This is a genomic window from Bacillus sp. FJAT-45066, assembly GCF_002335755.1.
In the GTDB taxonomy this organism is placed as follows: domain Bacteria; phylum Bacillota; class Bacilli; order Bacillales; family Bacillaceae_I; genus Bacillus_CD; species Bacillus_CD alkalisoli.
Genome location: NZ_NISQ01000001.1, coordinates 1,499,418 through 1,525,972, shown reverse-complemented (window position 1 = coordinate 1,525,972; position 26,555 = coordinate 1,499,418). Strand labels below are relative to the sequence as shown.

Below are 26,555 nucleotides of genomic sequence, written 5' to 3'. Positions count from 1 at the left end.
GGATTAACTATGATAAACACAATGAGGTGAGGAAGAATGTACCTCAAACGATTAGAAGTTTTAGGTTTTAAGTCGTTTGCAGAAAGAATTAAAGTAGACTTCGTGCCTGGTGTTACAGCTGTTGTAGGACCTAACGGAAGTGGAAAAAGTAATATTACCGATTCCATTCGCTGGGTTTTAGGCGAGCAGTCAGCTAAATCACTACGTGGTACTAAAATGGAAGATATTATTTTTGCTGGTAGTGAATCGCGTAAACCATTAAATATTGCTGAAGTAACCTTAACATTAGATAATAGCAACCGTATTTTACCCATTGATTATATGGAAGTAAGCGTCACAAGAAGAGTATATCGATCTGGTGAGAGTGATTTTTTAATAAATAATCAGTCTTGTCGTTTAAAAGATATTGTAGATTTATTTATGGATTCTGGCTTAGGAAAAGAAGCTTTTTCAATTATCAGCCAAGGTAAAGTAGAAGAGATCTTAAGTAGTAAGGCGGAAGAACGAAGAAGTATATTTGAAGAAGCGGCTGGCGTACTAAAATACAAGACTAGAAAGAAAAAAGCGGAACATAAGCTTTTTGAAACACAAGAGAATTTGAATCGTGTTTCCGATATTTTACATGAATTAGAATCTCAAGTAGAACCGTTACAAATTCAAGCTTCTATCGCTAAAGACTTTTTAGAAAAAAAAGAAGAACTAGAAAAAATAGAAGTAGGCGTGACAGTATTTGAAATTGAAGAATTACACACTAAATGGGAACAACTTTCTGATCGTGTCAAAACGAATACGGAAAAGGAAGTAGACCTCTCTTCTTCCATACAACATAAAGAAGCCGATTTGGAAAAGTTGAAAAACAATGTACAAGCTTTAGATGAATCTATTAACTATTTACAAGATGCCCTTTTGATTGCTAGTTCTGAATTAGAAAAATTAGAAGGTAGAAAAGAAGTATTAAAAGAAAGAAAAAAGAATGCATCACAAAATAGAGCACAATTAGAAAAATCTGTTGTGGAATTAGACAATATAATTGCAGATTTAAAAGAGAATCTTACAAAAGATAGTTCAATATTAAAAGATTGGCAACAAACATTGAAAGTACTAGAGTTGGATCTAACAAGTAAACTCGAATTGCATGATACGTTCAATCAAAACATGGAAGAAACCATTGAACAACTAAAAAGTGATTATATTGAGCTTTTAAACAAACAAGCATCCATTCGAAATGAGTTAACGTATTTAAATCAACAAACGAAACAAGAAGAGGTAAAGACAAAGCGTCTAGAAGAAGTAAATGAAAAATATATTATAGAACGCCAGTCGCTCTCAAAGAAAAAAAGCGAAACATTAAAACAAAATATGGAACTTGAAACGAAAATTAATAGTACCGTTGATAGCTATCGAAAAAGCGTATCTCAATTACACACCTTACAAAACACGCTTCAAAAGAAAGAAAAATTATTGTATGATGCGTTTAAATTTTTACAACAAACAAAATCTCGTAAAGAAATGCTTGAAGCGATGCAAGGAGACTTTGCAGGCTTTTTCCAAGGAGTTAAAGAGATTTTAAAGGCTAGAGACGAACAAAGGCTTTTTGGTATTAAAGGAGCCGTTGTTGAGATAATTCAAGTGAAACAAGACTATGAAACAGCGATTGAAATTGCTCTCGGTAGTTCTACGCAACATATTGTTGTTTCAGAAGAACAGGATGCTAGAAATGCGATTCATTACTTAAAGAAAAATGGTTTTGGTAGGGCAACTTTTTTACCAATGACTGTAATGAAAGAACGTTCCATTCCTGATTATCATCATAAACAATTACAAGGGGATGATGCATTTGTAGGAATGGCATCAGAGTTAGTTCATTTTGATCAAAACTATCAAAATATCATTCTATATCTTCTAGGGAATGTAATTGTTGCAAAAGACTTAAAAGGTGCGAATAGGTTAGCGTCTATTGTTCAGCATCGTTACCGAATCGTAACGTTAGATGGTGATGTTGTTAATCCAGGAGGTTCCATGACTGGTGGAGCTGTGAAACAAAAAAATAATTCATTGTTAAGTCGCACAAGAGAATTAGAATTCGCTACAATTAAATTAGCAGAAATTGAAGAGCAAGCATCTTTAATGGAAGAGCAAGTAAAAGTGCTGAAAAGTAAATTGAAAGATGAAGAAATGGAAGTTGCTGCAATTAAAGAGCAAGGGGAAACATTACGCTATGAGGAACAGCAAGTTAGAGCGCTACTAAAAGAAATTGAACTAGAAGAGAAAAATATTAATGAACACCTTTCACTCTATGACTATGAAAAAGAGCAGTTTACAACAGCTAAAGCAAGTAATATTGCACGTGAAAGCGAATTGAATAAGCAATTAGCTGAGTTAACGATCGAGATAGAAGGGTTAGATAAAGAAATCCTTCATCTCACAAATCAAAAGAAAGAACAGCATGTAACGAAGGAAACGTTACAATCAGAGATTACTAACCTTAAAGTTGATGCAGCTAGCCATAAAGAACGAATTCAGAACCAAAAACATAAAGTACTTCAACAAAAGCAACAATTAGAAGAAGCAGAAAATAAATTTATTGAGATTCAAGAAGATTTATCTCTGTTAAATAGTGAAATGACGGATAGTTATTCTGGAGAAAAGCAATTAGAGTTTGCTGCACAAGAAAAATTACAAGATAAAAATGAAACAATTCAACTTATTTCTTCTAGAAGAGAAGAGAGGTTAAGACTACACGAAAAACTAGAAGCACAAGAGCTGGAATTAAAAGAACTAAAAAGACAATATAAGACTCTAACGCAAATCTTAAAAGATGAAGAAGTCCAATTGAATCGCCTAGATGTTGAACTTGATAATAGACTAATGCATTTAAGGGAAGAATATATGTTAACGTTTGAAGCGGCTAAAGAGCAATTTCCGCTACTAGATGACATCGAAATATCAAGAAAAAGACTAAAGCTAATCAAAATGGCGATGGAGGAACTCGGTACAGTAAACATAGCAGCAATTGATGAATATGAGCGTGTTTCGGAGCGTTATTATTTCCTAAAAGAGCAAAAAGAAGACTTACTTGAAGCCAAAGATACGTTATATCAAGTTATCAGTGAAATGGATGAAGAAATGACGAAGAGATTTGAAATAACCTTTACGAACATTCGATCTCACTTTAATGATGTGTTCCACTCCTTGTTTGGAGGAGGACGAGCTGACTTAGTATTAACGAACCCTGAAGATATGCTAAACACCGGGGTAGAAATTGTAGCACAACCACCTGGGAAGAAACTTCAAAATTTAGGGTTATTATCAGGTGGAGAAAGAGCTCTAACAGCAATTGCTCTATTGTTTAGTATCCTAAAAGTTAGACCAGTACCATTCTGTATATTAGATGAAGTGGAAGCTGCTTTGGATGAGGCGAATGTTCATCGTTTTGCAAACTATTTAAAGCACTATAGTAAAGAAACACAGTTTATTGTCATAACACATCGTAAAGGTACAATGGAACAATGTGATGTACTATATGGTGTAACGATGCAAGAATCTGGAGTTTCTAAACTTGTATCTGTTAGACTGGAAGAAACGAAAGAACTAGTAACATAGGAAGGAAGAGCGAGATGAGCTTTTTAAAAAAATTAAAAGAGAAAATTACAACACAAACAGAATCTGTAACAGAAAAGTTTAAAGAAGGTTTAACAAAAACAAGGGAATCGTTTTCTGGTAAAGTAAACGACTTAGTAGCAAGGTACCGTAAAGTAGATGAGGATTTCTTTGAAGAATTAGAAGAAATATTAATTGGTGCCGACGTTGGCGTAAATACAGTTATGGAATTAATTGATGAGTTAAAGATGGAAGTAAAGCGTCGTAATATCCAGGATACAAAAGACGTGCAAAGTGTTATCTCTGAAAAATTAGTAGAAATTTATGAATCTGCTGGTGAAACGAATCCGAGCCTTAACATCCAATCAGAAGGTTTAACAGTTATTCTTGTTGTTGGTGTAAATGGAGTAGGGAAAACGACTTCGATTGGAAAACTTGCTAATCGTTTAAAACAAGAAGGTAAAGAGGTACTATTAGCAGCTGGAGACACGTTCCGTGCAGGAGCAATCGAGCAATTAGAGGTGTGGGGAGAACGTGTCGGTGTCGACGTTATTAAACAATCTTCAGGCTCTGATCCAGCTGCAGTTATGTATGACGCAATTCAAGCAGCTAAAGCAAGAAAAGTCGACGTATTATTATGTGATACTGCAGGAAGATTACAAAATAAAGTCAACTTAATGAAAGAGCTAGAAAAAGTAAAAAAAGTAATTGAACGAGAAGTACCAGGGGCTCCACATGAAGTTTTATTAGTGTTAGATGGAACAACTGGCCAAAATGCGCTTAGCCAAGCTAAAATTTTCTCTGAGGCAACAAACGTAACTGGTATCGTCTTAACGAAATTAGACGGAACGGCAAAAGGTGGAATTGTCTTAGCGATTCGTAACGATTTACGAATCCCTGTTAAATTCGTAGGCCTAGGTGAAAAGGTAGACGATCTACAAGCCTTCGACGCAAACCAATACGTCTACGGCTTATTCGCTGGCTTAGTAGAAAAAGAAGAAGCAGAAGAAGTGTAAATACTGAATTTTGAAACAGGTTGTGAATAGTCACAACCTGTTTTTTAAATATTAAATTTCCAAATTATTTGATATAGTTAGAAATTGATAATTGTAATTTCAACCCAACATTAAGGAGTTGTTTGTGACAGTCAAGAGACTCCTCGAAAATGCATACGCATTTTCTTCGTGCGAAGCTTTGCTGCCGAGACCACACGCGGAAAGCGATTGACTGTCACGAACAACTAAAGTAAGTAATTATATTTTATTACGGATGTACTAACCTGTAGTATTGAAAAGTGGTCAAGAAGAAAACTTGACATACTTTGAACTTAATTGTAAACTAATTCAATGTAAAGGCATTTCACTTAACAAGGGAGAGTGAACAAACATGCTGGAAAAAACGACGAGAATGAACTATCTTTATGATTTTTATCAATCGTTGTTAACTCCAAAACAAAGAAACTATATGTCTTTGTATTATTTGGATGATTACTCCCTTGGTGAAATAGCAGAGGAATACAACATAAGTCGTCAAGCTGTTTACGACAACATTAAACGTACGGAACTAATGCTTGAAGAATATGAACTAAAACTTTTGTTATTTCAAAAGTTTCAAGAGCGTCAGCAACTTTTGTCAAAGATGAAACAATTAATGATGGAAAAAGAAAATGCTCCTACTAATGATATAGTACTGTTAGTAGAGGCGCTTGAGAAATTAGATTAGGGGGCGGCGTACATGGCATTTGAAGGTTTAGCCGACCGTTTGCAAAACACCATTCAAAAAATTCGCGGTAAAGGTAAAGTAACAGAACAAGACGTAAAAGAAATGATGCGTGAAGTTCGATTAGCTTTACTAGAAGCAGATGTTAACTTTAAAGTCGTAAAAGACTTCGTAAAACGAGTTAGTGAACGTGCTGTTGGACAAGAAGTAATGAAAAGCTTAACTCCAGGTCAGCAAGTAATTAAAGTCGTAAAAGAAGAACTAACGAACTTAATGGGTGGAGAGCAAAGTAAAATTGCTGTAAGTAACCGACCACCAACGGTCATAATGATGGTTGGTTTACAAGGCGCTGGTAAAACAACGACGACAGGTAAGCTTGCTAATTTATTGCGAAAAAAGAACAATAAAAAGCCTATGCTTGTTGCTGCTGATATTTATCGTCCTGCAGCAATTAAACAGCTTGAAACATTAGGTAAACAGTTAAACATGCCTGTTTTTTCACTTGGTGATCAAGTTAGTCCTGTTGAAATTGCTAAAAAAGCAATTGAAAAGGCAAAAGAAGAGCACCATGACTATGTTTTAATTGATACTGCGGGTCGATTACATGTTGACGAAGCATTAATGGATGAATTGAAACAAGTTAAAGAGATCTCCAAACCTGATGAAATCTTTCTAGTTGTTGATGCAATGACTGGACAAGATGCAGTTAATGTTGCTGAGAGCTTTAACGAACAACTTGGCTTAACAGGGGTTGTCTTAACAAAATTAGACGGAGATACTCGAGGTGGAGCTGCTTTATCTGTAAAAGCAGTAACAAACACACCAATCAAATTTGTAGGTTTAGGAGAAAAGCTTGATGCAATAGAGCCGTTTCATCCTGAACGTATGGCGTCAAGAATCCTTGGTATGGGCGATGTTTTAACTCTTATTGAAAAAGCGCAAGACAATGTAGATGAAGAAAAAGCAAAAGAGTTAGAACAAAAACTTCGTACAGCGAGCTTTACATTTGATGACTTTTTGGAGCAACTAGGACAAGTACGAAAAATGGGTCCTTTGGACGAAATTTTAGGCATGATACCTGGTGCAAACAAAATGAAAGGCTTAAAAAACGTTCAAGTCGATGATAAACAAATCGGTCATGTCGAAGCTATCATTCGATCTATGACGAAAAAAGAAAAAGAACAGCCTGATATCATTAATGCGAGCCGTAAAAAAAGGATAGCAAAAGGTAGCGGTCGACCAATTCAAGAAGTAAACCGTTTACTAAAGCAATTTGAAGAAATGAAAAAAATGATGAAACAAATGACAAGTATGACAAAAGGTAAAGGGAAGAAAGGTGGATTTAAACTTCCTTTTATGTAAGTCCGATTATCATAAGTTTTATACATTTTTCTCTATAAATTTTAAAGTGACAAGAAAAAACACTTTACAAACAATTAACTACTTGTTATCATACTATCTTGTGTGAAATATTTTCGGAGGTGCTATTAAAAATGGCAGTTAAAATTCGTTTAAAACGTATGGGTAGCAGAAAATCCCCATTCTATCGTATTGTTGTAGCAGATTCTCGTTCTCCTCGTGATGGACGTTTCATTGAAACAGTTGGAACTTACAATCCTGTAACTCAACCAGCTGAAGTAAAAATCAATGAAGAGTTAGCATTAAAATGGTTACAAGATGGAGCAAAACCATCTGACACAGTTCGTAACCTTTTCTCGAACGAAGGCATTATGGAAAAATTCCACAACGCTAAATTCAGCAAGTAATTGGTTAACTAACCATGACAAAACTAGTTGAAACGATTGTAACGGCGTTAGTAGATCATCCAGAACAAGTTGTTGTTACAGAAGTAGAAGCAAATAATGTAACTACGTATCAACTAACTGTGCACCCAGATGATTTAGGAAAAGTGATTGGTAAGCAAGGGAGAATCGCTAAAGCAATTAGAACGGTTCTTTTCGCAGCTGCCTCACACGATAATAAACGTGTACAACTAGAAATTAAGGAGTAGGGAGGCTTTCGAGCTTCCCTTTTTCTTATTCTTGAGCTGAGTTGAAAAATAGTGTTGATTTTTCACAACTATCTAGCTGTTGATTGTAGCGCAAGTCTGAGACTCCTCGAAAATGCTACCGCATTTTCTTCGTGCGATGAATCGATTCCGTAGCCTTCCTTGTCCTGGGGGAGACCCCGGAGGCTCCCGGCGCCACGAAAAGTTTGAAGCTACTCGTTCAGCCCCGAAAAGCATAAGACAGGGGCAACTAGAGGGTGCTTTTTCCCTCAAGATGACCATGGCTAGACTTGCGGAGCTTGCCGCTGAAACTAGACACGCCCTCGGAAAGCGAAGACTTGCGCTACAATCAACAGCGGTATATAACCGAGCTTTTTATGAGATATGAAAATAATTAGGTAATACTACTAAAATAAAATGATTATTTAGAGGTGAAAATAAAATGACAGAATGGTTTAACGTTGGAAAGATTGTAAACACGCACGGTATTAAAGGGGAAGTCCGAATTGTATCTAGAACTGATTTTGCTGATGAGCGATATAAGCCAGGCAATACACTTTTCCTTTTCATGAATGAAAACGATCAGCCAATTCCACTAGAAGTAGAATCAAGAAGAGTACATAAAACATTTGATTTACTTAAGTTTGTTGGTAAGGATAATGTTAACGAAGTCGAACAATATAAAGGGGCAATTGTGAAAGTCCCAGCAACTCAATTAGAAGACCTAAATGAAGGAGAATTTTACTTTCATGAAATAATCGGATGTAAAGTCATCAATTTAGAAACGAATGACGATATAGGTGTTATAAAAGAAATATTAACACCAGGTGCAAACGATGTATGGGTTATAAAAGGGAGTAAAGGAAAAGAAATTTTAATTCCTTATATAGATCAAATTGTAAAAGAAGTAAACATTGCAGATAAAGTTATATACATCGAGCCGATGGAAGGACTTCTATAAAATGAAAATAGACGTATTAACTCTTTTTCCTGAAATGTTTACGGGAGTATTAAATACTTCCATATTAAAAAAAGCAGCTGAGAAAGAAGTTGTCACTTATCGCGTCGAAAATTTTAGGGATTATTCTACAAATAAACATAGTAATGTTGATGATTATCCTTATGGTGGAGGTGCTGGTATGGTTTTAACTCCACAACCAATCTTTGACGCTGTAGATAAGCTTACAAGTGAGTCAAAGCCTCGAGTAATCTTAATGTGCCCGCAAGGAGAAAGATTCAACCAGCGTAAAGCAGAGGAGCTCTCGCGGGAAAAACATTTATTGTTTATTTGTGGACATTACGAAGGGTACGATGAAAGAATTAGAGAATCACTAGTTACAGATGAAATCTCAATTGGAGATTTTGTACTAACTGGTGGAGAACTTGCATCTATGGTAGTAATTGATAGTGTTGTGAGACTACTACCAGGAGTTCTAGGAAAAGAAGCCTCTCATGAGCAAGATTCTTTTAGTACTGGCCTTCTTGAGCATCCTCACTACACAAGACCGGCTGAATTTCGTGGAATGAAAGTGCCTGATGTATTGTTATCTGGTAATCATGAGAAAATAAAACATTGGCGCAGGAAAGAAACTCTAAGAAGAACGTGGAGTAGAAGACCGGATTTATTACAAGAATACGAATTAACGGATCAAGAAAAACAATGGTTACTAGAAATACAAAATGGCGAGAAGTAATATTGCCTTTTAATCTTAAATATGTTACTATACTAGTTGTGACTTAGCACAGCTATGTCGAAAAAACGGTGTTCCGCTGCATGAAATACATGGAATGAGCATCTGTGGAAAAGGAGAAAAGAACATGCAAAAATTAATCCAAGAGATTACACAAGCACAACTTAAATCAGACCTTCCTACATTTAAAGCTGGTGACACTGTACGTGTACACGTTAAGGTTGTAGAGGGTACGCGTGAGCGTATTCAGTTATTCGAAGGTGTAGTAATTAAACGTCGTGGTGGCGGAATTAGCGAAACTTTCACAGTTCGTAAGATTTCTTACGGTGTTGGTGTTGAGCGTGCATTCCCTGTACATTCACCAAAAATCGAACAAATCGATGTTATCCGTCGCGGTAAAGTACGTCGTGCGAAACTTTACTACTTACGTGCATTACGCGGTAAGAAAGCTCGTATTAAAGAAATTCGATAATCAAAAAGTAGCATAAACATCAATAGAATGTAATGTGTTCTATTTCGATGTGTAAGCTAAGTAGAAAGGAGCTTGCTAAAACAAGCTCCTTTTTTTCGCACTTTAATTAATAGCTATGTTAAAGCTTAGTGTTGATAATTTAGTACTAATACCTGTTGATTTGCGTGCAAGGCTGAGACTCCTGCGGGAGAAGCGGGGAGTGGGAGACCCCACAGGCGCATGCGCCGAGGAGTAGGTTTTTTCACGACAGTGAAAATAACACCTTCCTTTTTACCGCCCGCGGAAAGCGAAGCCTTGCACGCAAATCAACAACGAACTTTAACACAGCCTAATTAATAAATACACCTAAGTTTTTAAACTGATAAAAAAAGGTATATAATAATGATATTTACATACTAATAGGTCTGTTTAATCTAGAAAGAGATATATATAGGTAAGTTAAGTTGATAAATTACATTCCCATATTGAAAAACGAACTAAGTTTTTCAGATAGTAGTAATATATGATGAAACTTACTCAGGTAGTGGAGGAACAAAGATGACAAAATCTAAAAACGAGCTCTTTGAATGGATAAAGGCATTAGCGATTGCAATTGTATTAGCAGCTGTCATTCGTTATTTCTTTTTTGCCCCTATAGTTGTAGACGGAGATTCCATGATGCCGACATTACACAATCAAGATAGAATGATTGTAAATAAAATTGGCTATATGATAGGTAAACCTGATAGATTTGACATCGTTGTTTTCCATGCAACAGTAGATAAAGATTATATTAAACGTGTAATCGGTCTTCCAGGGGATGAAGTGGAATATAAAAATGACGTCTTATATATTAATGGTGATCCATACGAAGAGCCATACTTAGATGAATTTAAAGCTGAAATACCTAATGGTCCTTTAACAGAAAACTTTACGTTAGAGGATATAATTGGCCAAAAAACGGTGCCAGAAGGACATATTTTTGTATTAGGTGACAATAGAAGATTCAGCAGAGACGGAAGACACATTGGAACAGTCGCAATGGACCAAGTGCTTGGCAAAACAAAAGTAGTTTATTGGCCTCCATCTGATATGAGAATTGTCCATTAAAAAAGGACAAAAATAGAAAGGCGTGTAAGTTTATGACTATTCAATGGTTTCCTGGTCATATGGCGAAAGCTCGTAGGGAAGTTACTGAAAAATTAAAGCTAATTGACATCGTTTATGAACTTGTAGATGCTAGATTACCTATTTCTTCAAGGAACCCAATGATTGATGAAATCATTAAGCAAAAACCTCGAATTATTTTATTAAATAAAGCTGATCTGGCAGATCCAGCTGATACACAAAAATGGATTCAATATTTTCAAGAAACTACTGAAAATACTAGAGCTATAGCAATTGATTCTTTTCAAGGAAAAGGAATTAATAAAATACAATCATTATCAAAAGAATTGTTACAGGAAAAGTTCGATAAAATGATAGCCAGAGGGATTCGTCCTAGAGCTATTAGAGCTTTAATTGTCGGAATTCCAAATGTTGGTAAATCCACTTTAATTAATAGATTAGCGAAAAAGAATATTGCTAAAACTGGAGATCGACCTGGTGTAACGAAAGCACAACAGTGGGTTAAAGTTGGTAAAGAACTAGAATTGTTAGACACTCCAGGTATTTTATGGCCGAAATTTGAAGATCAAGAAGTAGGATTGAAACTTGCTACAACTGGAGCCATTAAAGACACAATTATCAACCTTCAAGAGGTAACTGTATTTGCCTTAAGGTTTTTAGGAACCTATTATCCTGAACGTTTAAAAGAAAGATATGGACTATCTGAAATTCACGAAGACGTTGTAGAACTTTTTGATACTATAGGTGAAAAAAGAGGTTGCAAAATGGCTGGTGGCTATATCGATTATGATAAAGTAGCAGAATTAGTAATTAGAGAAATAAGACAAGAAAAGTTAGGTAGAATAACGTTTGATAAAGACTTTTCAGCATAATTTCAAGCAAAAGAGGCAAGTTGTGAAATTTCACTTCCTGCCTTTTTTTAGTGGTTAGTTACTAGTGGATAGTGATTAGGCGGTGTGATCAACACTATTTAAAACTACTACTACAAAACACTTGAACCTAACAATTAATAGGTCGATAAAAAAGTAAGAGGTGAGAAAACATGGGAAATTTAACAATAAAAGAAATACAAGCCCTACTACAAAACGCAAAAGATGAATCAGATCCAACACTAACGACAATAAAAATAGATCCCCGAAAAGGTGTACAACAACTTTATAAAAAATGGGAAAAAGAAAAACTACGAGCAGAAGAGCTACATACGCAGTTTGAAAATATGCTGGCTTATGAAAAAGAACTGAGAAGAAATGGTATTAAATATATTGCTGGAATTGATGAAGTAGGCCGTGGTCCATTAGCTGGTCCTGTAGTAGCTGCTGCAGTTATTTTAAAAGAAGATTTTTATTTGCCAGGACTTACAGATTCAAAAAAATTATCTCCAGCTAAAAGAGAAACGTTCTATGAATATATTATAGATAATGCGCTTGCTTATGGTATAGGGGTAGTACCAGCGAAAGAAATCGACACTGTAAATATATACGAGGCAACTAAAATAGCAATGATTAAAGCGATAAAAGAACTTCCAATAGAGCCAGAACATTTGTTAATAGATGCGATGAAATTACCAATAGGTATTTCTCAAACTTCCATCATTAAAGGAGACGCAACGAGTATATCAATTGCTGCTAGCTCTGTGCTTGCTAAAGAAACAAGAGACCGCTATATGAAGAATCTTGGAGAAACGCACCCTTCATACGGTTTTGAAAATCATATGGGATATGGTACGAAAGAGCATCTTGAAGCGATAGAAACACACGGAATCATATCAGAACATAGAAAATCTTTTGCTCCAATCAAAAGCTATGTAAGTTAGGAGGAAAGCTATGGATGGTGACATCACTTTTTCAACTAGTCTATTAAACTCGCATAGAACTAGCACAAGCTTGAACTTGCCAAAAGTGTTCCAGGCAAGAGTTCTGGAAGAACTCCAAGAAAATGTCTCGTTAATTAGGATAGGTACAAGAGAAGTAGTTGTTAAAATAAATGAAAAAGTAATGATAGGTAATGAGTATTTATTCCGTTTTAATGGAAATTCAGAAAAATCACTTCCATTAGTAGAAGTTACAAAATTAGCTGATGTTGCTACACCTAAAGCAATCCAGACGGTGAATACTACTCACACGGCGTCGAATGAAACGATAGCTAATTTGAAGATTAATACTACCACTCAGCAGCAAATAGTAATGTCCCTGTATCAAAAAGTAGATAAGAGTGCTTATGACTCCATTTTAAAATGGGTAAACGAAAGCAATGGAATGACAAAAGAAACAAAATTTTTGTTCATTCAACATGTAATGACGAAAAATTACCCTATTCCACTTGAAAAGGCGATAATGAATGTGCAAGAGGCAATTAATAGGGAAAACAATATAGGACAGCTAGTCAAGGAATTAATATCGGAGGTAAAAAACTTACCTTTGAAAACTCATCCTGAACAGAAGTTAGAAGAGTTACTTAGAAACGTTACTTTGCAGGCAAATTTGTTACAAACTAGTAGTCAAGTAAAGAATGTTGTCGTTCAATCACTTGCTCAATTGGGATTTCAATATGAGAAGAATATTCTAACTTCCCATTTTTCACAAGTCCAAACGAAGAGTAAACTTGAGGCAGAATTAAAACCAATTCTTATTGCTTTACAACAACAACTTCCTACTGCAGAAATGAATAGGAAAATAGAAAAGATGGTCCAAATGCTGAATGGATTTCAGCTTCAATCTCGAGAAGATGGTCTTTTTCAACCGTTATTTTTCGCCATTCCTTATCTTAATAATGAACAATATAAAAATTGGTATATTCATATTCAAGCCCGAAATACAGAGAAAGAAAAGGTTGATCCATCTCATTGTCGTATTCTCTTTTTGCTTGACTTACCAGTACTATCAGAAACGATGGTTGATATATTAATTCAGGAAAAAGTGATATCCGTTTCTATTACTAACAACTTTACAAAACTTGATGAAATCGTTCAAAAATATAAGTCGATATTAATGAAAAAGCTCGAAGAAGATGGTTATATGCTTTTATCGTTGAAAGTAATAAAAAACGAAGACAAGCATCAAGATGTTTATAACGTCTTTTTACAAGAAGTGTTAAAGCCTCCTAACAAGGGAGTGGACATTAAATTATGATGAAGAAAGATCCAAAATTCACTCAAAAAAAAGCAGTAGCACTATATTATGACCAACAAAAAGACTATGCCCCAATTGTAACAGCAAAAGGCAAAGGTCTCATTGCAGAAAATATAATCCAAACAGCAAAAGACAATGGAGTTCCTATTCAAGAGGATGAAGCTTTAGTTCAACTATTATCTGAAATTGAACTACACGACAAAATTCCGGAATCTTTATATGAAGTAGTGGCAGAAATACTTTCTTTTGTGTATATTTTAAACGAAGAGGCAAAGAAAGAGTAAAAATGTTTTACTCCTATAGTTTATTGAAAATTCAGTAAAATAGGCTAGGTGGTTGATATGATAGGCATTTCATTAAATTTAAAGAATTGCTAATAATTAATTTTTTGAAAATAGTATAATATTTTTACAGAAAGGTAGACAAAGGGTGTCTCATTTTATAAAATGAAAGCGCAGTCTATTTTTATTGTGATACATAAGATTGGAGGATGGGAAATGAATATCCATGAATATCAAGGAAAAGAGATCCTCAGAAAATACGGGGTAGCTGTTCCGAATGGTCGCGTAGCATTCACTGTGGAAGAAGCAGTTGAAGCAGCAAAAGAATTAGGAACAGAAGTATGTGTGGTAAAAGCACAAATTCACGCAGGTGGTCGTGGAAAAGCTGGTGGCGTTAAAGTTGCTACAAAAGGCTTAGAACAAGTTCGTGAGTATGCGAGTGAAATTTTAGGTAAAACGTTAGTAACACATCAAACAGGTCCTGAAGGTAAAGAAGTTAAACGCTTACTTATCGAAGAGGGTTGCGATATTAAAAAAGAATACTACATCGGTTTAGTATTAGACCGTGATTCTTCAAAAGTTGTTTTAATGGCTTCTGAAGAAGGTGGAACGGAAATCGAAGAAGTTGCAGAAGCAACTCCAGAAAAAATCTTTAAAGAGTATATCGATCCTGTAGTAGGTTTAACAGGATTCCAAGCTCGTCGTATTGCTTTTAATATTAACATTCCAAAAGAGTTAGTAGGACAAGCTGTTAAGTTCATGATGAGCTTATACACTGCATTCGTAGAAAAAGATTGCTCTATCGCTGAAATTAACCCGTTAGTAGTTACTGGTGACGGAAAAGTAATGGCATTAGATGCAAAATTAAACTTTGATGCAAACGCATTATATCGTCATAAAGACATTTTAGAGTACCGTGATCTTGACGAAGAAGATGCAAAAGAAATTGAAGCTTCTAAGTACGACTTAAGTTATATCTCACTTAATGGAAACATCGGGTGTATGGTAAATGGTGCTGGTCTTGCTATGGCAACAATGGATATTATAAAACATTATGGTGGAGACCCTGCAAACTTCCTTGATGTTGGGGGCGGTGCTACTGCTGAGAAAGTAACAGAAGCATTCAAAATCATCCTTTCTGATGAAAATGTAAAAGGTATTTTTGTAAACATTTTCGGTGGAATTATGAAGTGTGACATTATTGCAACAGGTGTTGTAGAAGCTGCTAAACAAGTAGAGTTAAAAGTACCTTTAGTAGTACGTCTTGAAGGAACTAACGTTGAGTTAGGGAAGCAAATCCTTAAAGATTCTGGTCTAAACATCGTTGCTGCAGAATCTATGGCTGATGGCGCACAAAAAATCGTAGCACAAGTAGGATAAGAAAGGCAGGGGAACATACATGAGCGTATTTATTAATAAAGACACAAAAGTTATCGTACAAGGTATTACAGGTTCAACTGCTTTGTTCCATACAAAACAAATGCTTGAGTATGGTACAAACATCGTTGGTGGAGTTACGCCTGGTAAAGGTGGTACAGAAGTAGAAGGTGTTCCGGTATTCAACACAGTTGATGAGGCTGTTAAAGCTACTGGTGCAAATGCATCTGTTATCTACGTTCCAGCACCATTCGCAGCAGATGCAATTTTAGAAGCAGTTGATGCTGAACTTGACCTAGCAATCTGTATTACAGAACATATTCCAGTAATGGATATGGTAAAAGTAAAACGTTACATGGAAGGCAAAAAGACTCGTTTAGTTGGTCCTAACTGCCCAGGTGTAATTACTCCAGGTGAATGTAAAATTGGTATCATGCCAGGATATATTCATACAAAAGGTCATGTAGGAGTTGTTTCTCGTTCTGGAACACTTACATATGAAGCTGTACACCAACTATCAGAAGCTGGTATTGGCCAAACTACAGCTGTAGGTATCGGTGGAGACCCAGTTAACGGTACAGACTTCATTGACGTTTTAAAAGCATTTAATGAAGACCCTGAGACTTATGCAGTAATCATGATTGGTGAAATCGGTGGAACTGCAGAAGAAGAAGCGGCTCTTTGGGTAAAAGAAAACATGACTAAGCCTGTTGTAGGATTTATCGGCGGACGTACAGCCCCTCCAGGAAAGCGCATGGGCCATGCTGGTGCGATTATTTCTGGTGGTAAAGGTACAGCTGATGAGAAGATTCGTGTGATGAACGAGTGTGGTATCGAAGTAGCAGATACTCCATCTGTTATGGGAGAGACACTAATTAAAGTTATCACAGAGCAAGGCATACTAGAAAAGTGTAAAACTCACTAATCTAACTTCTAAAATATGCAGAGGTAGTAGAATGACTACCTCTGTGTATTTGTTATAAAATTTCAAATAATTTCATAGGAGCGAATGAATACATGGATAAATGGAAACAACGTTTACTACATTTACATCATTGTTCATCCATCACAAGAAATATCCTTTTTAAAATTCTTCGGTTTGACCCCGATTTAAAAAACATTTTTAATTTTTCTACCAACGATCTCACTCACCATTTACGAATAACAAAGTCATCTGCAGAAAAAATATACTCTCAAATAAGAACTGTAAATATAGAAAAGTTTTTATGTAACTATAATCTAGAACAAATAATTCCAATTACATTTAAAGACCCTCTGTATCCACTACTCCTTAAAGAAATATATGATCCACCTCTTGTTTTGTATTGTAAAGGTGATATCTCGCTATTTCATTCGAAAAAAGTTAGTATAGTTGGTACTAGAAACCCGACCATGTATGCAAATAAAGCACTAGAATTAATCCTCCCATCATTAATAAAAGAAGGGTTTACGATTGTTAGTGGTTTGGCTACTGGAGTAGATACTAATGCACATAAATTAACGATAGAAAATAACGGAAAAACGATAGCTATTCTTGGTAGTGGTTTATTTAACGTTTATCCAAAAGAAAACATAGCTTTGGCAAATACAATCGCTCGGGAACATCTACTTGTCTCAGAATATACTCCATACACCCCTCCACAGAGATGGCAGTTTCCTTTTAGAAATAGAATAATTAGCGGACTTTCAAGTGGTACAGTTATTGTGGAAGCAAAAGAAAGAAGTGGCTCATTGATTACTGCAGAACAAGCTTTAGAACAAGGAAGAGATGTGTTTGCTATACCAGGATCAATCTTTTCCCCGACGTCAATTGGAACAAACTTATTAATTCAACAAGGAGCTAAGCTTGTAATGAAAGCTGAAGACATTCTGGAGGAAATTTAAAAAAATAAATTGTTAAAAAAAATTCATAAATTGAATTTTAGTATGTATTAATTTACAAAAAAAATAGTTTCTATAGTATTATAATGGCGACAACAAAAAGTTGTCGCTTTCCTTAAGATAATATTTATAAAAGTTTATAAAGGAAACGTATAGAGTTGACTAGAATTTTTATACCATTACCTCCAGAATGTGTTTTAATATAAAAATTAGTGGAATAATTTCAAATAAAACGGGCTATCAATATAATTAAATAGATGCGTTTTTAAAAAATTCCGAAAACTTTTACACTTTCCTGTTTGACAAACAGGAAAAAAATATTTAATAATAATGAAGATTTAAAGAATCGTTTTAATATATACATAAATGTTTCAATTAAAACTTCATATCCTATTAGTTTAACTTAACTTATTATTAAAGGTGTATCCTTTTAAATAAAGTTTTAACTACATACAGGAAATTTACCCTCTAAGGAGGACATAGGAATGTCAGATTATTTAGTTATAGTAGAGTCGCCTGCAAAAGCAAAAACAATTGAAAAATATTTAGGGAAAAAATATAAAGTGAAAGCTTCAATGGGACATATACGTGATCTTCCTAAAAGTCAGATGGGAGTCGACGTTACAAACAATTTCGACCCGAAGTATATTACAATCCGTGGGAAAGGCCCAGTGTTGAAAGAATTAAAAACAGCTGCCAAAAAAGCTAAAAAAATCTATCTAGCGGCCGATCCGGATCGTGAAGGGGAAGCAATTGCATGGCATTTAGCTCATAGTTTAGGAATTGATACAGCATCCGATTGTCGTGTAGTGTTTAACGAAATTACAAAAGATGCTATAAAAGAATCTTTCAAACATCCAAGACCAATAGATATGGACGTTGTAGATGCTCAGCAAGCTCGCCGAGTACTTGATAGACTTGTTGGTTACAACATCAGTCCATTATTATGGAAAAAAGTAAAAAAAGGTTTAAGTGCGGGGCGTGTTCAATCAGTAGCTGTTAGGCTTGTAATTGAAAGAGAAAAAGAAATAAATGCTTTTATTCCGGAAGAATATTGGACAATAAAAGGATCATTCCTTACAAAAGATAAAAAAGAATTAGATGCAAGCTTTTATGGTTTGAACGGTAAGAGAGTGGAATTAAAATCAGAAGAAGAAGTTAATTCCATCATAAATAAATTAAATGACAATTCTTTCGAAATTAATAGCGTGACGAAAAAAGAAAGAAAACGTAATCCTGCACTACCATTCATCACATCTTCTTTACAGCAAGAAGCAGCTCGGAAATTAAATTTCCGAGCAAAAAAGACGATGATGTTAGCACAGCAATTATATGAAGGAATTGAGCTTGGAAAGCAAGGAACAGTTGGTTTAATTACTTATATGAGAACAGATTCTACTAGGATATCGGATACTGCTAAATTAGAAGCAGCACAATATATTGAAGATACGTATGGGAAAGAGTACTTAAGTAATGCACCAAAAAAAGAAACTAAAAATGCAAAAGCACAAGATGCTCATGAAGCAATTCGACCAACTGCAACCATGAATGATCCTCAATCGTTAAAGCAATTCCTAAGTAGAGATCAATTCCGTTTATATAAATTAATTTGGGAACGATTTGTTGCTAGTCAAATGGCACCTGCTATTTTAGATACAGTAAGTATCGATTTAAGTCACGATGATGTTGTTTTCCGAGCAACTGGTTCTACTGTTAAGTTTCAAGGATTTATGAAAGTATATGTGGAAGGAAGCGACGATGCAACAGATGAAAAAGAGAAAATTCTTCCTCCTTTAGAAAAAGGGGATAATGTTTTCTCAAAAGATATCGACCCTAAACAACATTTCACTCAACCACCTCCGAGATATACGGAAGCGAGACTAGTGAGAGAATTAGAAGAATTAGGAATTGGTAGACCTTCTACATATGCGCCAACTCTCGATACAATCCAAAAGAGAGGGTATGTAGCATTAGATAATAAGCGTTTCATTCCAACGGAACTTGGGGGAATTGTGTTTGAATTAGTTATGGAGTTCTTTCCAGAAATCATCGATGTAGAGTTTACGGCGAATCTAGAAACAAATCTAGATAATGTAGAAGAAGGAATAGTAAACTGGATTGACATAATTGATGGATTTTATCATGAGTTTGAAAAGAGATTAGAAAAAGCGGAACAAGAAATGAAAGAAGTAGAAATAAAAGATGAACCAGCTGGAGAAGATTGTGAGTTATGCGGAAATGAAATGGTATTCAAAATGGGTCGATACGGCAAATTTATGGCTTGTTCCAATTTCCCAGACTGCCGAAATACAAAAGCAATAGTAAAAGATATTGGCGTTAACTGTCCGAAGTGTGAAGAAGGAAATGTTGTAGAAAGAAAAAGTAAAAAGAAACGTATTTTTTACGGTTGCGATCATTTCCCTACTTGTGATTTCTTATCATGGGATAAACCTCTCGCTCGTAAATGTCCAAAGTGTGAAGCATTATTGGTAGAAAAGAAGTTGAAAAAAGGAATGCAAGTTCAGTGCGTAGAATGTGATTATAAAGAAGAAGTGCAGCAATAATTCATTCTTTGAAATGTCGAATTGAATCAAATAATGCAAAAATGTTGCACTTTATCTACTTTTCATGTATTTTATATAGTAATAGAGCTATAACTTGAACGTTAAATACCAACTAGGGGACTGACGATAAGCTACTTTGTCAGTTCCCTTTTCGTTCGACAAAGTATTATTCGCCTTTGTGAAAAGATAAATATTTTGATTATCGTACATAATTTTGGCAATAGTAAGGATAGATACTATTTGGAGGATAAGAAAATGACTGAAAAAGTTGTAAGTGTAATAGGGGCGGGTCTTGCTGGTAGTGAAGCAGCTTGGCAACTTGCAAGCCGTGGAATAAAGGTTAACTTATTTGAAATGCGTCCAGTAAAACAAACTCCTGCCCATCATACGGATAAGTTTGCAGAGTTAGTATGTTCTAACTCCTTAAGAGCAAATACATTAACAAATGCTGTTGGTGTTTTAAAAGAAGAAATGAGAATGTTAAATTCAGTAATTATAAAATCTGCAGATGAGTCTTCGGTACCAGCAGGAGGAGCATTAGCAGTTGATCGCCATGAATTTGCTGGATTAGTAACACAGCTAGTGAAAGAACATCCGAATGTTACAGTTTTCACAGAAGAAGTGGAATCCATACCAGAAGGACCCACTATTATTGCAACAGGACCTTTAACATCGAAAGCACTAGCAGATGATCTACGTTCATTAACAGGTGAAGAATATTTGTACTTTTATGATGCTGCAGCACCAATCATTGAAAAAGAAAGTATAAACATGGATATTGTTTATTTAAAGTCAAGGTATGATAAAGGGGAAGCTGCATACTTAAATTGTCCAATGACAGAGGAACAGTTTGATAAATTTTACGAGGCCCTTATTGCTGCTGAAACCGTTCCATTAAAAGACTTTGAGAAGGAGATCTTCTTTGAAGGATGCATGCCTATTGAAGTAATGGGTAGTAGAGGTAAAAGAACGATGCTGTTTGGTCCTTTAAAGCCAGTAGGACTAGAGGACCCAAGAACAGGAAAGCGTCCATACGCCGTTGTGCAGTTACGACAAGATGATGCGGCTGGAACACTTTATAATATTGTTGGATTCCAGACACATTTAAAGTGGGGGCCACAAAAAGAAGTAATTCAGTTAATTCCAGGTTTAGAAAATGCAGAAATTGTACGTTATGGAGTTATGCATCGAAATACTTTTATAAATTCACCTAATTTATTAAAAGCAACATATCAATATAAAGATAGGGAAAATTTATTTTTTGCAGGACAGATGACAGGCGTAGAAGGCTATGTGGAGTCAGCTGCTTCTGGACTAGTTGCTGGTATAAATGCTGCGCGTTACGTATTAGGTGAAGAGCCAGTGGAATTTCCACATGAAACAGCTATAGGTAGTATGGCAAGATATATTACTACAACGAACGCTAAAAACTTCCAACCTATGAATGCTAATTTTGGATTATTCCCGGACTTACCGAAGAAAATTAAAAGTAAACAAGAAAGAAATGAAGCACACGCTAATCGAGCACTAGAAACAATTCAGAATTTTGTAAAAAGTTTGTAAAGTCAATTGCAAGGGCTACTAAATTGTGATAAGATTTAGTAGCCTTTGTGAGGTGAAATGATGGAAACTTTGTCAAACGCATTACTTTCTTTTCTTGAATATTTAAAAATTGAACGAAACTATTCACCCAATACGATTGAACATTATGAAAGAGACATCCATAGCTTTTTTCTTTTTATGAAAGAAGAGGGTGTTACATCTTTAGAATCGATTACTTTTATTGAAGCTAGAGCATATTTAACGAAGCTCCATAAATTTAAATATGCAAGAAGAACTGTTGCAAGAAAAATTTCTAGTCTAAGAAGTTTCTTTAAGTTTTTACAAAAAGAAAATAAAATTGTAGAAGATCCTTTTAGTCTAATTTCCATCCCGAAACAAACAAAACAACTTCCTAGATTTCTTTATCAGGAAGAGATGGAAAAGCTATTTTTAGTATCCGATACTAGTACACCACTCGGACAACGGAATCAAGCGATATTAGAGTTATTATATGCAACAGGAATACGTGTTAGCGAGTGTTGTGATAGTAAGCTAGAGGATGTAGATTTTCACTTAGAAACAATTCTAGTTACAGGTAAGGGTAGAAAACAACGTTATGTTCCTTTTGGTAGTTTTGCCTCTGATGCTTTAAAATTATATATTGAAAAAGGTAGAGATGAGTTGCTGAAAAAAAAGTCTGAACCAAACAGTATTAGACATCTCTTTTTGAACTTCCGTGGGCAACCTTTATCAACGCGAGGTGTGCGAAATATTTTGAACTCAATAGTGAAAGAAGTCAGCTCTACGATGAAAATTACCCCACACATGTTACGTCATACTTTTGCAACACACATGTTGAATGAAGGTGCGGATTTAAGGGTTGTACAAGAACTTTTAGGTCACGCAAGCTTGTCTTCTACTCAAGTATATACACATGTTACGAAAGATCATCTTCGAAATACATATTTGCAATATCATCCTCGCTCTAAAGGGTGATGGTTAAGGAGGAGATATAATGGGTTCTTTTCATGCTACTACCATCTTTGCCGTTAAACATAATGGTGAGTCTGCGATGTCTGGTGATGGTCAAGTTACTTTTGGCAATGCAGTAGTAATGAAACATACTGCGAAAAAAGTCCGTAAGCTGTTTAATGGTAAAGTAATTGCTGGATTTGCCGGTTCTGTTGCAGATGCATTTACTCTATTCGAAATGTTTGAGGGAAAACTTGAGGAGTATAACGGTAATTTAAGTAGGGCTGCTGTTGAGCTTGCGAAAGAGTGGCGAAGTGACAAGGTTTTAAGAAGGCTAGAAGCGATGCTAATCGTTATGGATAGTGAGACATTGTTACTTGTCTCTGGTACTGGAGAAGTAATCGAACCTGATGATGGAATATTAGCCATCGGTTCAGGAGGTAATTATGCTCTTGCTGCTGGACGTGCATTAAAACGATTTGCAGGAGAACATATGACAGCAAAAGAAATTGCCCATGCAGCATTAACGATGGCTGGAGAAATATGTGTATATACAAACGACCACATTATTGTGGAAGAACTATAACAAAGGGTGGGTTTTATGAATACAAACTTAACTCCTAGACAAATAGTAGAGAAATTAGATCAATATATAATTGGTCAAACGAACGCAAAGAAGGCAGTTGCTGTAGCACTTCGAAATAGATATCGTAGAAGTTTACTTCCAGACAATTTACGTGACGAAGTTGTTCCTAAAAACATCTTAATGATCGGTCCTACAGGTGTAGGTAAAACAGAAATAGCAAGAAGAATTGCTAAATTAGTTGGTGCACCTTTTATTAAAGTTGAGGCAACAAAGTTTACAGAGGTGGGCTACGTAGGTCGTGATGTAGAGTCAATGGTTCGTGATTTAGTAGAAACCTCCGTTCGCTTAGTAAAAGAAGAAAAGATGTCAAAAGTAAAAGATAAAGCGGAAGAAAATGCTAACGCTAGGATTGTGGAACTTTTAGTACCTGGAAAACAAAAAGCTACATCTTATAAGAACCCGTTTGAAATGATTTTCGGTGGAAATAACCAGTCTGCTCAACCAAACAATGAGCAAGAAAATCAAGAAGAAATGAACATCCAAAGCGAGAGACGAAGAACGGCACATAAATTAGCTTTAGGTGAATTAGAAGACCATTATGTTAACGTAGAAATTGAAGAGCAGCAAGCTTCTATGTTTGACATGCTTCAAGGGTCGGGTATGGAACAAATGGGCATGAATATGCAAGATGCTTTCAGTAATTTAATGCCAAAGAAAAAGAAAAAACGAAAATTAACTGTAAGAGAAGCTAGAAAAGTATTAACCAATGAAGAAGCTCAAAAACTTATCGACATGGATGAGGTAACACAAGAAGCAATCAATCGAGCAGAACAAGCAGGAATTATATTTGTTGATGAAATAGATAAGATTGCTAAGAAAAGCGGAGCTAATACTTCAGCTGACGTATCAAGAGAAGGGGTACAACGTGATATTTTACCTATCGTAGAAGGGTCTACAGTTGTTACCAAATATGGTCAAGTAAAAACGGACCACGTATTATTTATAGCTGCTGGGGCGTTTCATATGGCTAAACCTTCTGATTTAATCCCTGAGCTACAAGGTCGTTTTCCGATTCGTGTAGAGTTAACGAAACTTTCTGTGGAAGACTTCGTCAATATTTTAGTGGAACCAGATAACGCATTAATTAAACAATATATAGCTTTAATGGAAACAGAAGGTATACAAGTTGAATTTTCTGACGATGCTATTCGTAAGATTGCAGAAGTAGCATTTGAAGTGAACCAAGAGACAGATAATATTGGTGCAAGGCGTCTACATACTATATTAGAACGTCTACTAGAGGATTTATCTTTTGAGGCACCAGATATTAATTTAGAGAAAATTATTATTACACCGCAATACGTAGAAGGAAAATTAGGTTCTATTGTTAAAAACAAAGACTTAAGCCAATATATACTATAAAACGAAGCAATGTAGGAGGAAATATTAATGCCATTATTACAAAAAACCAGAACAATTAACGCAATGCTACAAAAATTTGCAGGAAAGCCCGTAAACTTTAAAGAGATGTCTGAAACACTTCGTGACGTGATTGAATGTAACGTATTTATCGTTAGTCGTCGTGGGAAATTATTAGGTTTTGCAATTAACCAACAAATTGAAAATGAGCGTATGAAGAAAATGTTAGAAGACCGCCAATTCCCAGAAGGCTACACAAAAAGCTTATTTAATATTATGGAAACGTCTTCTAATTTAGATATTAACAGTGAATATACTGCATTCCCTGTTGAAAACAGAGATTTCTTCCAAAGTGGGTTAACGACTATTGTACCAATTATTGGTGGGGGAGAAAGATTAGGGACTTTAATCTTATCTCGCCTACAGGAACAATTTTTAGATGATGATTTAATTTTAGCTGAGTATGGTGCTACTGTAGTAGGCATGGAAATATTACGTGAGAAAGCAGAAGAAATTGAAGATGAAGCTAGAAGTAAAGCTGTTGTTCAAATGGCTATTAGCTCCTTATCTTACAGTGAACTGGAAGCTATTGAACATATTTTTGAAGAGTTAGATGGTAAAGAAGGACTATTAGTTGCAAGTAAAATTGCTGATCGTGTAGGAATCACACGTTCTGTTATCGTAAATGCACTGCGTAAATTAGAAAGTGCTGGTGTAATTGAATCAAGATCATTAGGAATGAAAGGTACGTATATTAAAGTATTAAACGACAAGTTCCTGAATGAACTAGAGAAATTAAAATCAAATTAAGTTGAATGACCCTAAAAGCCCACAAATGTGGGCTTTTTATTTTACACAAAATAGTCGAATTTACCTATAAATAAAATAAGTATTTATGACGAGGAAATTTAACATATATTACATAGACATTACGTTTCTTCTACTTTACAATAAGTGTATAAACAAATTTCGACATATACTTATATAATTCGTTTAAAAAAATATTTTCAGGGGGTAAAGATGAAACTTTTTTCGACATCTATTCACTCTTTAGAAAAAGGCTTACATTTTTCTACAGCTAAACATAAAGCAATTTCAAACAATATTTCGAATGTGGATACGCCTAATTTTAAAAGACAGGATGTAAAGCCGCCATTTCAACAAATATATCAGCAACAGCTACTAGCGAATAAAACAGATGCGAGACATGTGGAATTTACTAAAAAACAACCTAACATGCCTTATAAATTAGTATCTAGTAATAATTCTTATTCTCACAATGGAAATAGTGTAGATATTGATAAGGAAATGTCTGAACTCGCTCAAAACCAAATTTATTATTACACTTTAATTGATCAATTAAGTGGAAAATTCCAATCGATACAAAATGTAGTTAAAGGAGGTAGAGGATAATGTCCATGTTTAATAGTATGAATATTTCTGCTTCAGCATTAACTGCTCAAAGATTACGAATGGATGTAATATCATCTAATATGGCGAACGTTGACTCTACAAGAGGAAGGTATGTTGATGGACAGTGGGAGCCTTACAAAAGGAAAATGGTTTATTTAGAGCCAAATAACAATAACTCTTTTAAATCTTTTTTAAACAAAGCTACTAACGGAAATGGACTATCTAATCAACAAGGGGTAAAAGTTTCTAGAATTATAGAAGATAATTCTCCTTTTCGACTAGTTTATAACCCTGATCATCCTGATGCAAGTGACGAAGGATTTGTCCAGTTACCAAATGTTGATCCTTTAAAAGAAATGGTAGATTTAATGAGTGCAACTAGATCATATGAATCCAATGTAACGGTGTTTAATGCCTCTAAAGGAATCATGATGAAAACATTAGAACTAGGAAAATAAGTGAGGTAACCACAAATGAATAAAATAACAAATAATGCCCAAGTTTGGCTGCCGAATATTAATAAAAATAGTCCGACCCCGAAAGAAGCTCATGCACAATTCTCTTCATACTTAAATAACGCTTTAAGTGAAGTGAATAAAGCTCAACATCAATCAAATGAGGCTACTATAAGACTAGTAAACAATGATGGAATAGAACTTCATGAAGTTTTGATAACACAACAAAAAGCAAGTGTAATGCTACAAACAACTTTGGAAGTGCGTAACAAAGCGATTGAAGCATACCAAGAAGTAATGAGAATGCAAGTATAAGTTAGGTATGGTTATTAACTGCATT

26 protein-coding genes are annotated in these 26,555 nt (G+C 35.1%); all 26 read left to right on the top strand.

Features of this window, described 5'->3' with window-relative positions:
* Nucleotides 1-36: 36 nt before the first annotated feature.
* Complete coding sequence (gene smc / locus CDZ92_RS07735) at nt 37-3,603, top strand: chromosome segregation protein SMC (RefSeq protein WP_096154666.1); 3,567 nt, start codon at nt 37-39, stop codon at nt 3,601-3,603.
* A 14-nt stretch (nt 3,604-3,617) separates the two neighbouring features.
* Entirely contained in the window at nt 3,618-4,616 is a 999-nt protein-coding gene (gene ftsY, locus CDZ92_RS07730) for a signal recognition particle-docking protein FtsY (RefSeq protein ID WP_096154665.1), read from the top strand.
* A gap of 370 nt (nt 4,617-4,986) precedes the next feature.
* Complete coding sequence (locus tag CDZ92_RS07725) at nt 4,987-5,322, top strand: putative DNA-binding protein (RefSeq protein ID WP_096154664.1); 336 nt, start codon at nt 4,987-4,989, stop codon at nt 5,320-5,322.
* Between the two features lie 12 nt (nt 5,323-5,334).
* Nucleotides 5,335-6,681: a signal recognition particle protein gene (ffh, locus tag CDZ92_RS07720; RefSeq protein WP_096154663.1), complete on the top strand. Its 1,347-nt coding sequence runs from the start codon at nt 5,335-5,337 to the stop codon at nt 6,679-6,681.
* Nucleotides 6,682-6,812: 131 nt separating this feature from the next.
* On the top strand, nt 6,813-7,085 hold the full coding sequence (gene rpsP, locus CDZ92_RS07715; RefSeq protein ID WP_096154662.1) for a 30S ribosomal protein S16: 273 nt from the start codon (nt 6,813-6,815) through the stop codon (nt 7,083-7,085).
* A 14-nt stretch (nt 7,086-7,099) separates the two neighbouring features.
* The gene (locus CDZ92_RS07710; protein WP_096154661.1) at nt 7,100-7,330 is read left to right on the top strand and encodes a KH domain-containing protein; all 231 of its coding nucleotides are present in this window, start codon (nt 7,100-7,102) and stop codon (nt 7,328-7,330) included.
* Nucleotides 7,331-7,769: 439 nt separating this feature from the next.
* Complete coding sequence (gene rimM / locus CDZ92_RS07700) at nt 7,770-8,288, top strand: ribosome maturation factor RimM (protein ID WP_096154659.1); 519 nt, start codon at nt 7,770-7,772, stop codon at nt 8,286-8,288.
* A 1-nt stretch (nt 8,289) separates the two neighbouring features.
* Nucleotides 8,290-9,021: a tRNA (guanosine(37)-N1)-methyltransferase TrmD gene (gene trmD / locus CDZ92_RS07695; protein WP_096154658.1), complete on the top strand. Its 732-nt coding sequence runs from the start codon at nt 8,290-8,292 to the stop codon at nt 9,019-9,021.
* Nucleotides 9,022-9,145: 124 nt separating this feature from the next.
* Nucleotides 9,146-9,490 (top strand): 50S ribosomal protein L19, encoded by a 345-nt coding sequence (gene rplS / locus CDZ92_RS07690; RefSeq protein WP_096154657.1) that lies wholly within the window; start codon nt 9,146-9,148, stop codon nt 9,488-9,490.
* Nucleotides 9,491-10,027: 537 nt separating this feature from the next.
* Nucleotides 10,028-10,579 carry a signal peptidase I gene (gene lepB, locus CDZ92_RS07685; protein WP_096154656.1) on the top strand — a complete coding sequence of 184 codons (552 nt, stop codon included), beginning with the start codon at nt 10,028-10,030 and terminating at the stop codon, nt 10,577-10,579.
* 32 nt (nt 10,580-10,611) lie between these two features.
* Nucleotides 10,612-11,469, top strand: coding sequence for a ribosome biogenesis GTPase YlqF (gene ylqF, locus CDZ92_RS07680; protein ID WP_096154655.1), 858 nt, complete (start codon nt 10,612-10,614; stop codon nt 11,467-11,469).
* Nucleotides 11,470-11,639: 170 nt separating this feature from the next.
* Complete coding sequence (locus CDZ92_RS07675) at nt 11,640-12,410, top strand: ribonuclease HII (RefSeq protein WP_096154654.1); 771 nt, start codon at nt 11,640-11,642, stop codon at nt 12,408-12,410.
* 10 nt (nt 12,411-12,420) lie between these two features.
* A complete protein-coding gene (locus tag CDZ92_RS07670) occupies nt 12,421-13,725 on the top strand; it encodes a hypothetical protein (RefSeq protein ID WP_096154653.1) in 1,305 nt (434 codons plus the stop codon).
* Entirely contained in the window at nt 13,725-14,009 is a 285-nt protein-coding gene (locus tag CDZ92_RS07665) for an EscU/YscU/HrcU family type III secretion system export apparatus switch protein (protein WP_406564926.1), read from the top strand. Before CDZ92_RS07670 ends, CDZ92_RS07665 begins: the two co-directional genes overlap by 1 nt.
* A 213-nt stretch (nt 14,010-14,222) precedes the next feature.
* A complete protein-coding gene (sucC, locus tag CDZ92_RS07660) occupies nt 14,223-15,386 on the top strand; it encodes an ADP-forming succinate--CoA ligase subunit beta (protein WP_096154651.1) in 1,164 nt (387 codons plus the stop codon).
* Between the two features lie 19 nt (nt 15,387-15,405).
* The gene (gene sucD, locus CDZ92_RS07655; protein ID WP_096154650.1) at nt 15,406-16,308 is read left to right on the top strand and encodes a succinate--CoA ligase subunit alpha; all 903 of its coding nucleotides are present in this window, start codon (nt 15,406-15,408) and stop codon (nt 16,306-16,308) included.
* A gap of 92 nt (nt 16,309-16,400) precedes the next feature.
* Nucleotides 16,401-17,267 carry a DNA-processing protein DprA gene (gene dprA / locus CDZ92_RS07650; RefSeq protein ID WP_096154649.1) on the top strand — a complete coding sequence of 289 codons (867 nt, stop codon included), beginning with the start codon at nt 16,401-16,403 and terminating at the stop codon, nt 17,265-17,267.
* A gap of 482 nt (nt 17,268-17,749) precedes the next feature.
* Entirely contained in the window at nt 17,750-19,828 is a 2,079-nt protein-coding gene (topA, locus tag CDZ92_RS07645; protein WP_096154648.1) for a type I DNA topoisomerase, read from the top strand.
* A gap of 255 nt (nt 19,829-20,083) precedes the next feature.
* Entirely contained in the window at nt 20,084-21,391 is a 1,308-nt protein-coding gene (gene trmFO / locus CDZ92_RS07640; protein ID WP_096154647.1) for an FADH(2)-oxidizing methylenetetrahydrofolate--tRNA-(uracil(54)-C(5))-methyltransferase TrmFO, read from the top strand.
* Between the two features lie 60 nt (nt 21,392-21,451).
* Complete coding sequence (gene xerC / locus CDZ92_RS07635; RefSeq protein WP_096154646.1) at nt 21,452-22,366, top strand: tyrosine recombinase XerC; 915 nt, start codon at nt 21,452-21,454, stop codon at nt 22,364-22,366.
* 19 nt (nt 22,367-22,385) lie between these two features.
* Nucleotides 22,386-22,928: an ATP-dependent protease subunit HslV gene (hslV, locus tag CDZ92_RS07630; protein ID WP_096154645.1), complete on the top strand. Its 543-nt coding sequence runs from the start codon at nt 22,386-22,388 to the stop codon at nt 22,926-22,928.
* 15 nt (nt 22,929-22,943) lie between these two features.
* Nucleotides 22,944-24,350: an HslU--HslV peptidase ATPase subunit gene (gene hslU / locus CDZ92_RS07625; protein WP_096154644.1), complete on the top strand. Its 1,407-nt coding sequence runs from the start codon at nt 22,944-22,946 to the stop codon at nt 24,348-24,350.
* Between the two features lie 27 nt (nt 24,351-24,377).
* Nucleotides 24,378-25,157 (top strand): GTP-sensing pleiotropic transcriptional regulator CodY, encoded by a 780-nt coding sequence (gene codY / locus CDZ92_RS07620; RefSeq protein ID WP_096154643.1) that lies wholly within the window; start codon nt 24,378-24,380, stop codon nt 25,155-25,157.
* Between the two features lie 210 nt (nt 25,158-25,367).
* Nucleotides 25,368-25,760, top strand: coding sequence for a flagellar basal body rod protein FlgB (flgB, locus tag CDZ92_RS07615; RefSeq protein WP_096154642.1), 393 nt, complete (start codon nt 25,368-25,370; stop codon nt 25,758-25,760).
* On the top strand, nt 25,760-26,218 hold the full coding sequence (flgC, locus tag CDZ92_RS07610) for a flagellar basal body rod protein FlgC (RefSeq protein WP_406564893.1): 459 nt from the start codon (nt 25,760-25,762) through the stop codon (nt 26,216-26,218). The genes flgB and flgC overlap by 1 nt, the downstream gene beginning before the upstream one ends.
* Before the next feature lie 15 nt (nt 26,219-26,233).
* Entirely contained in the window at nt 26,234-26,530 is a 297-nt protein-coding gene (gene fliE, locus CDZ92_RS07605) for a flagellar hook-basal body complex protein FliE (RefSeq protein WP_096154641.1), read from the top strand.
* The last annotated feature ends 25 nt before the right edge of the window (nt 26,531-26,555 follow it).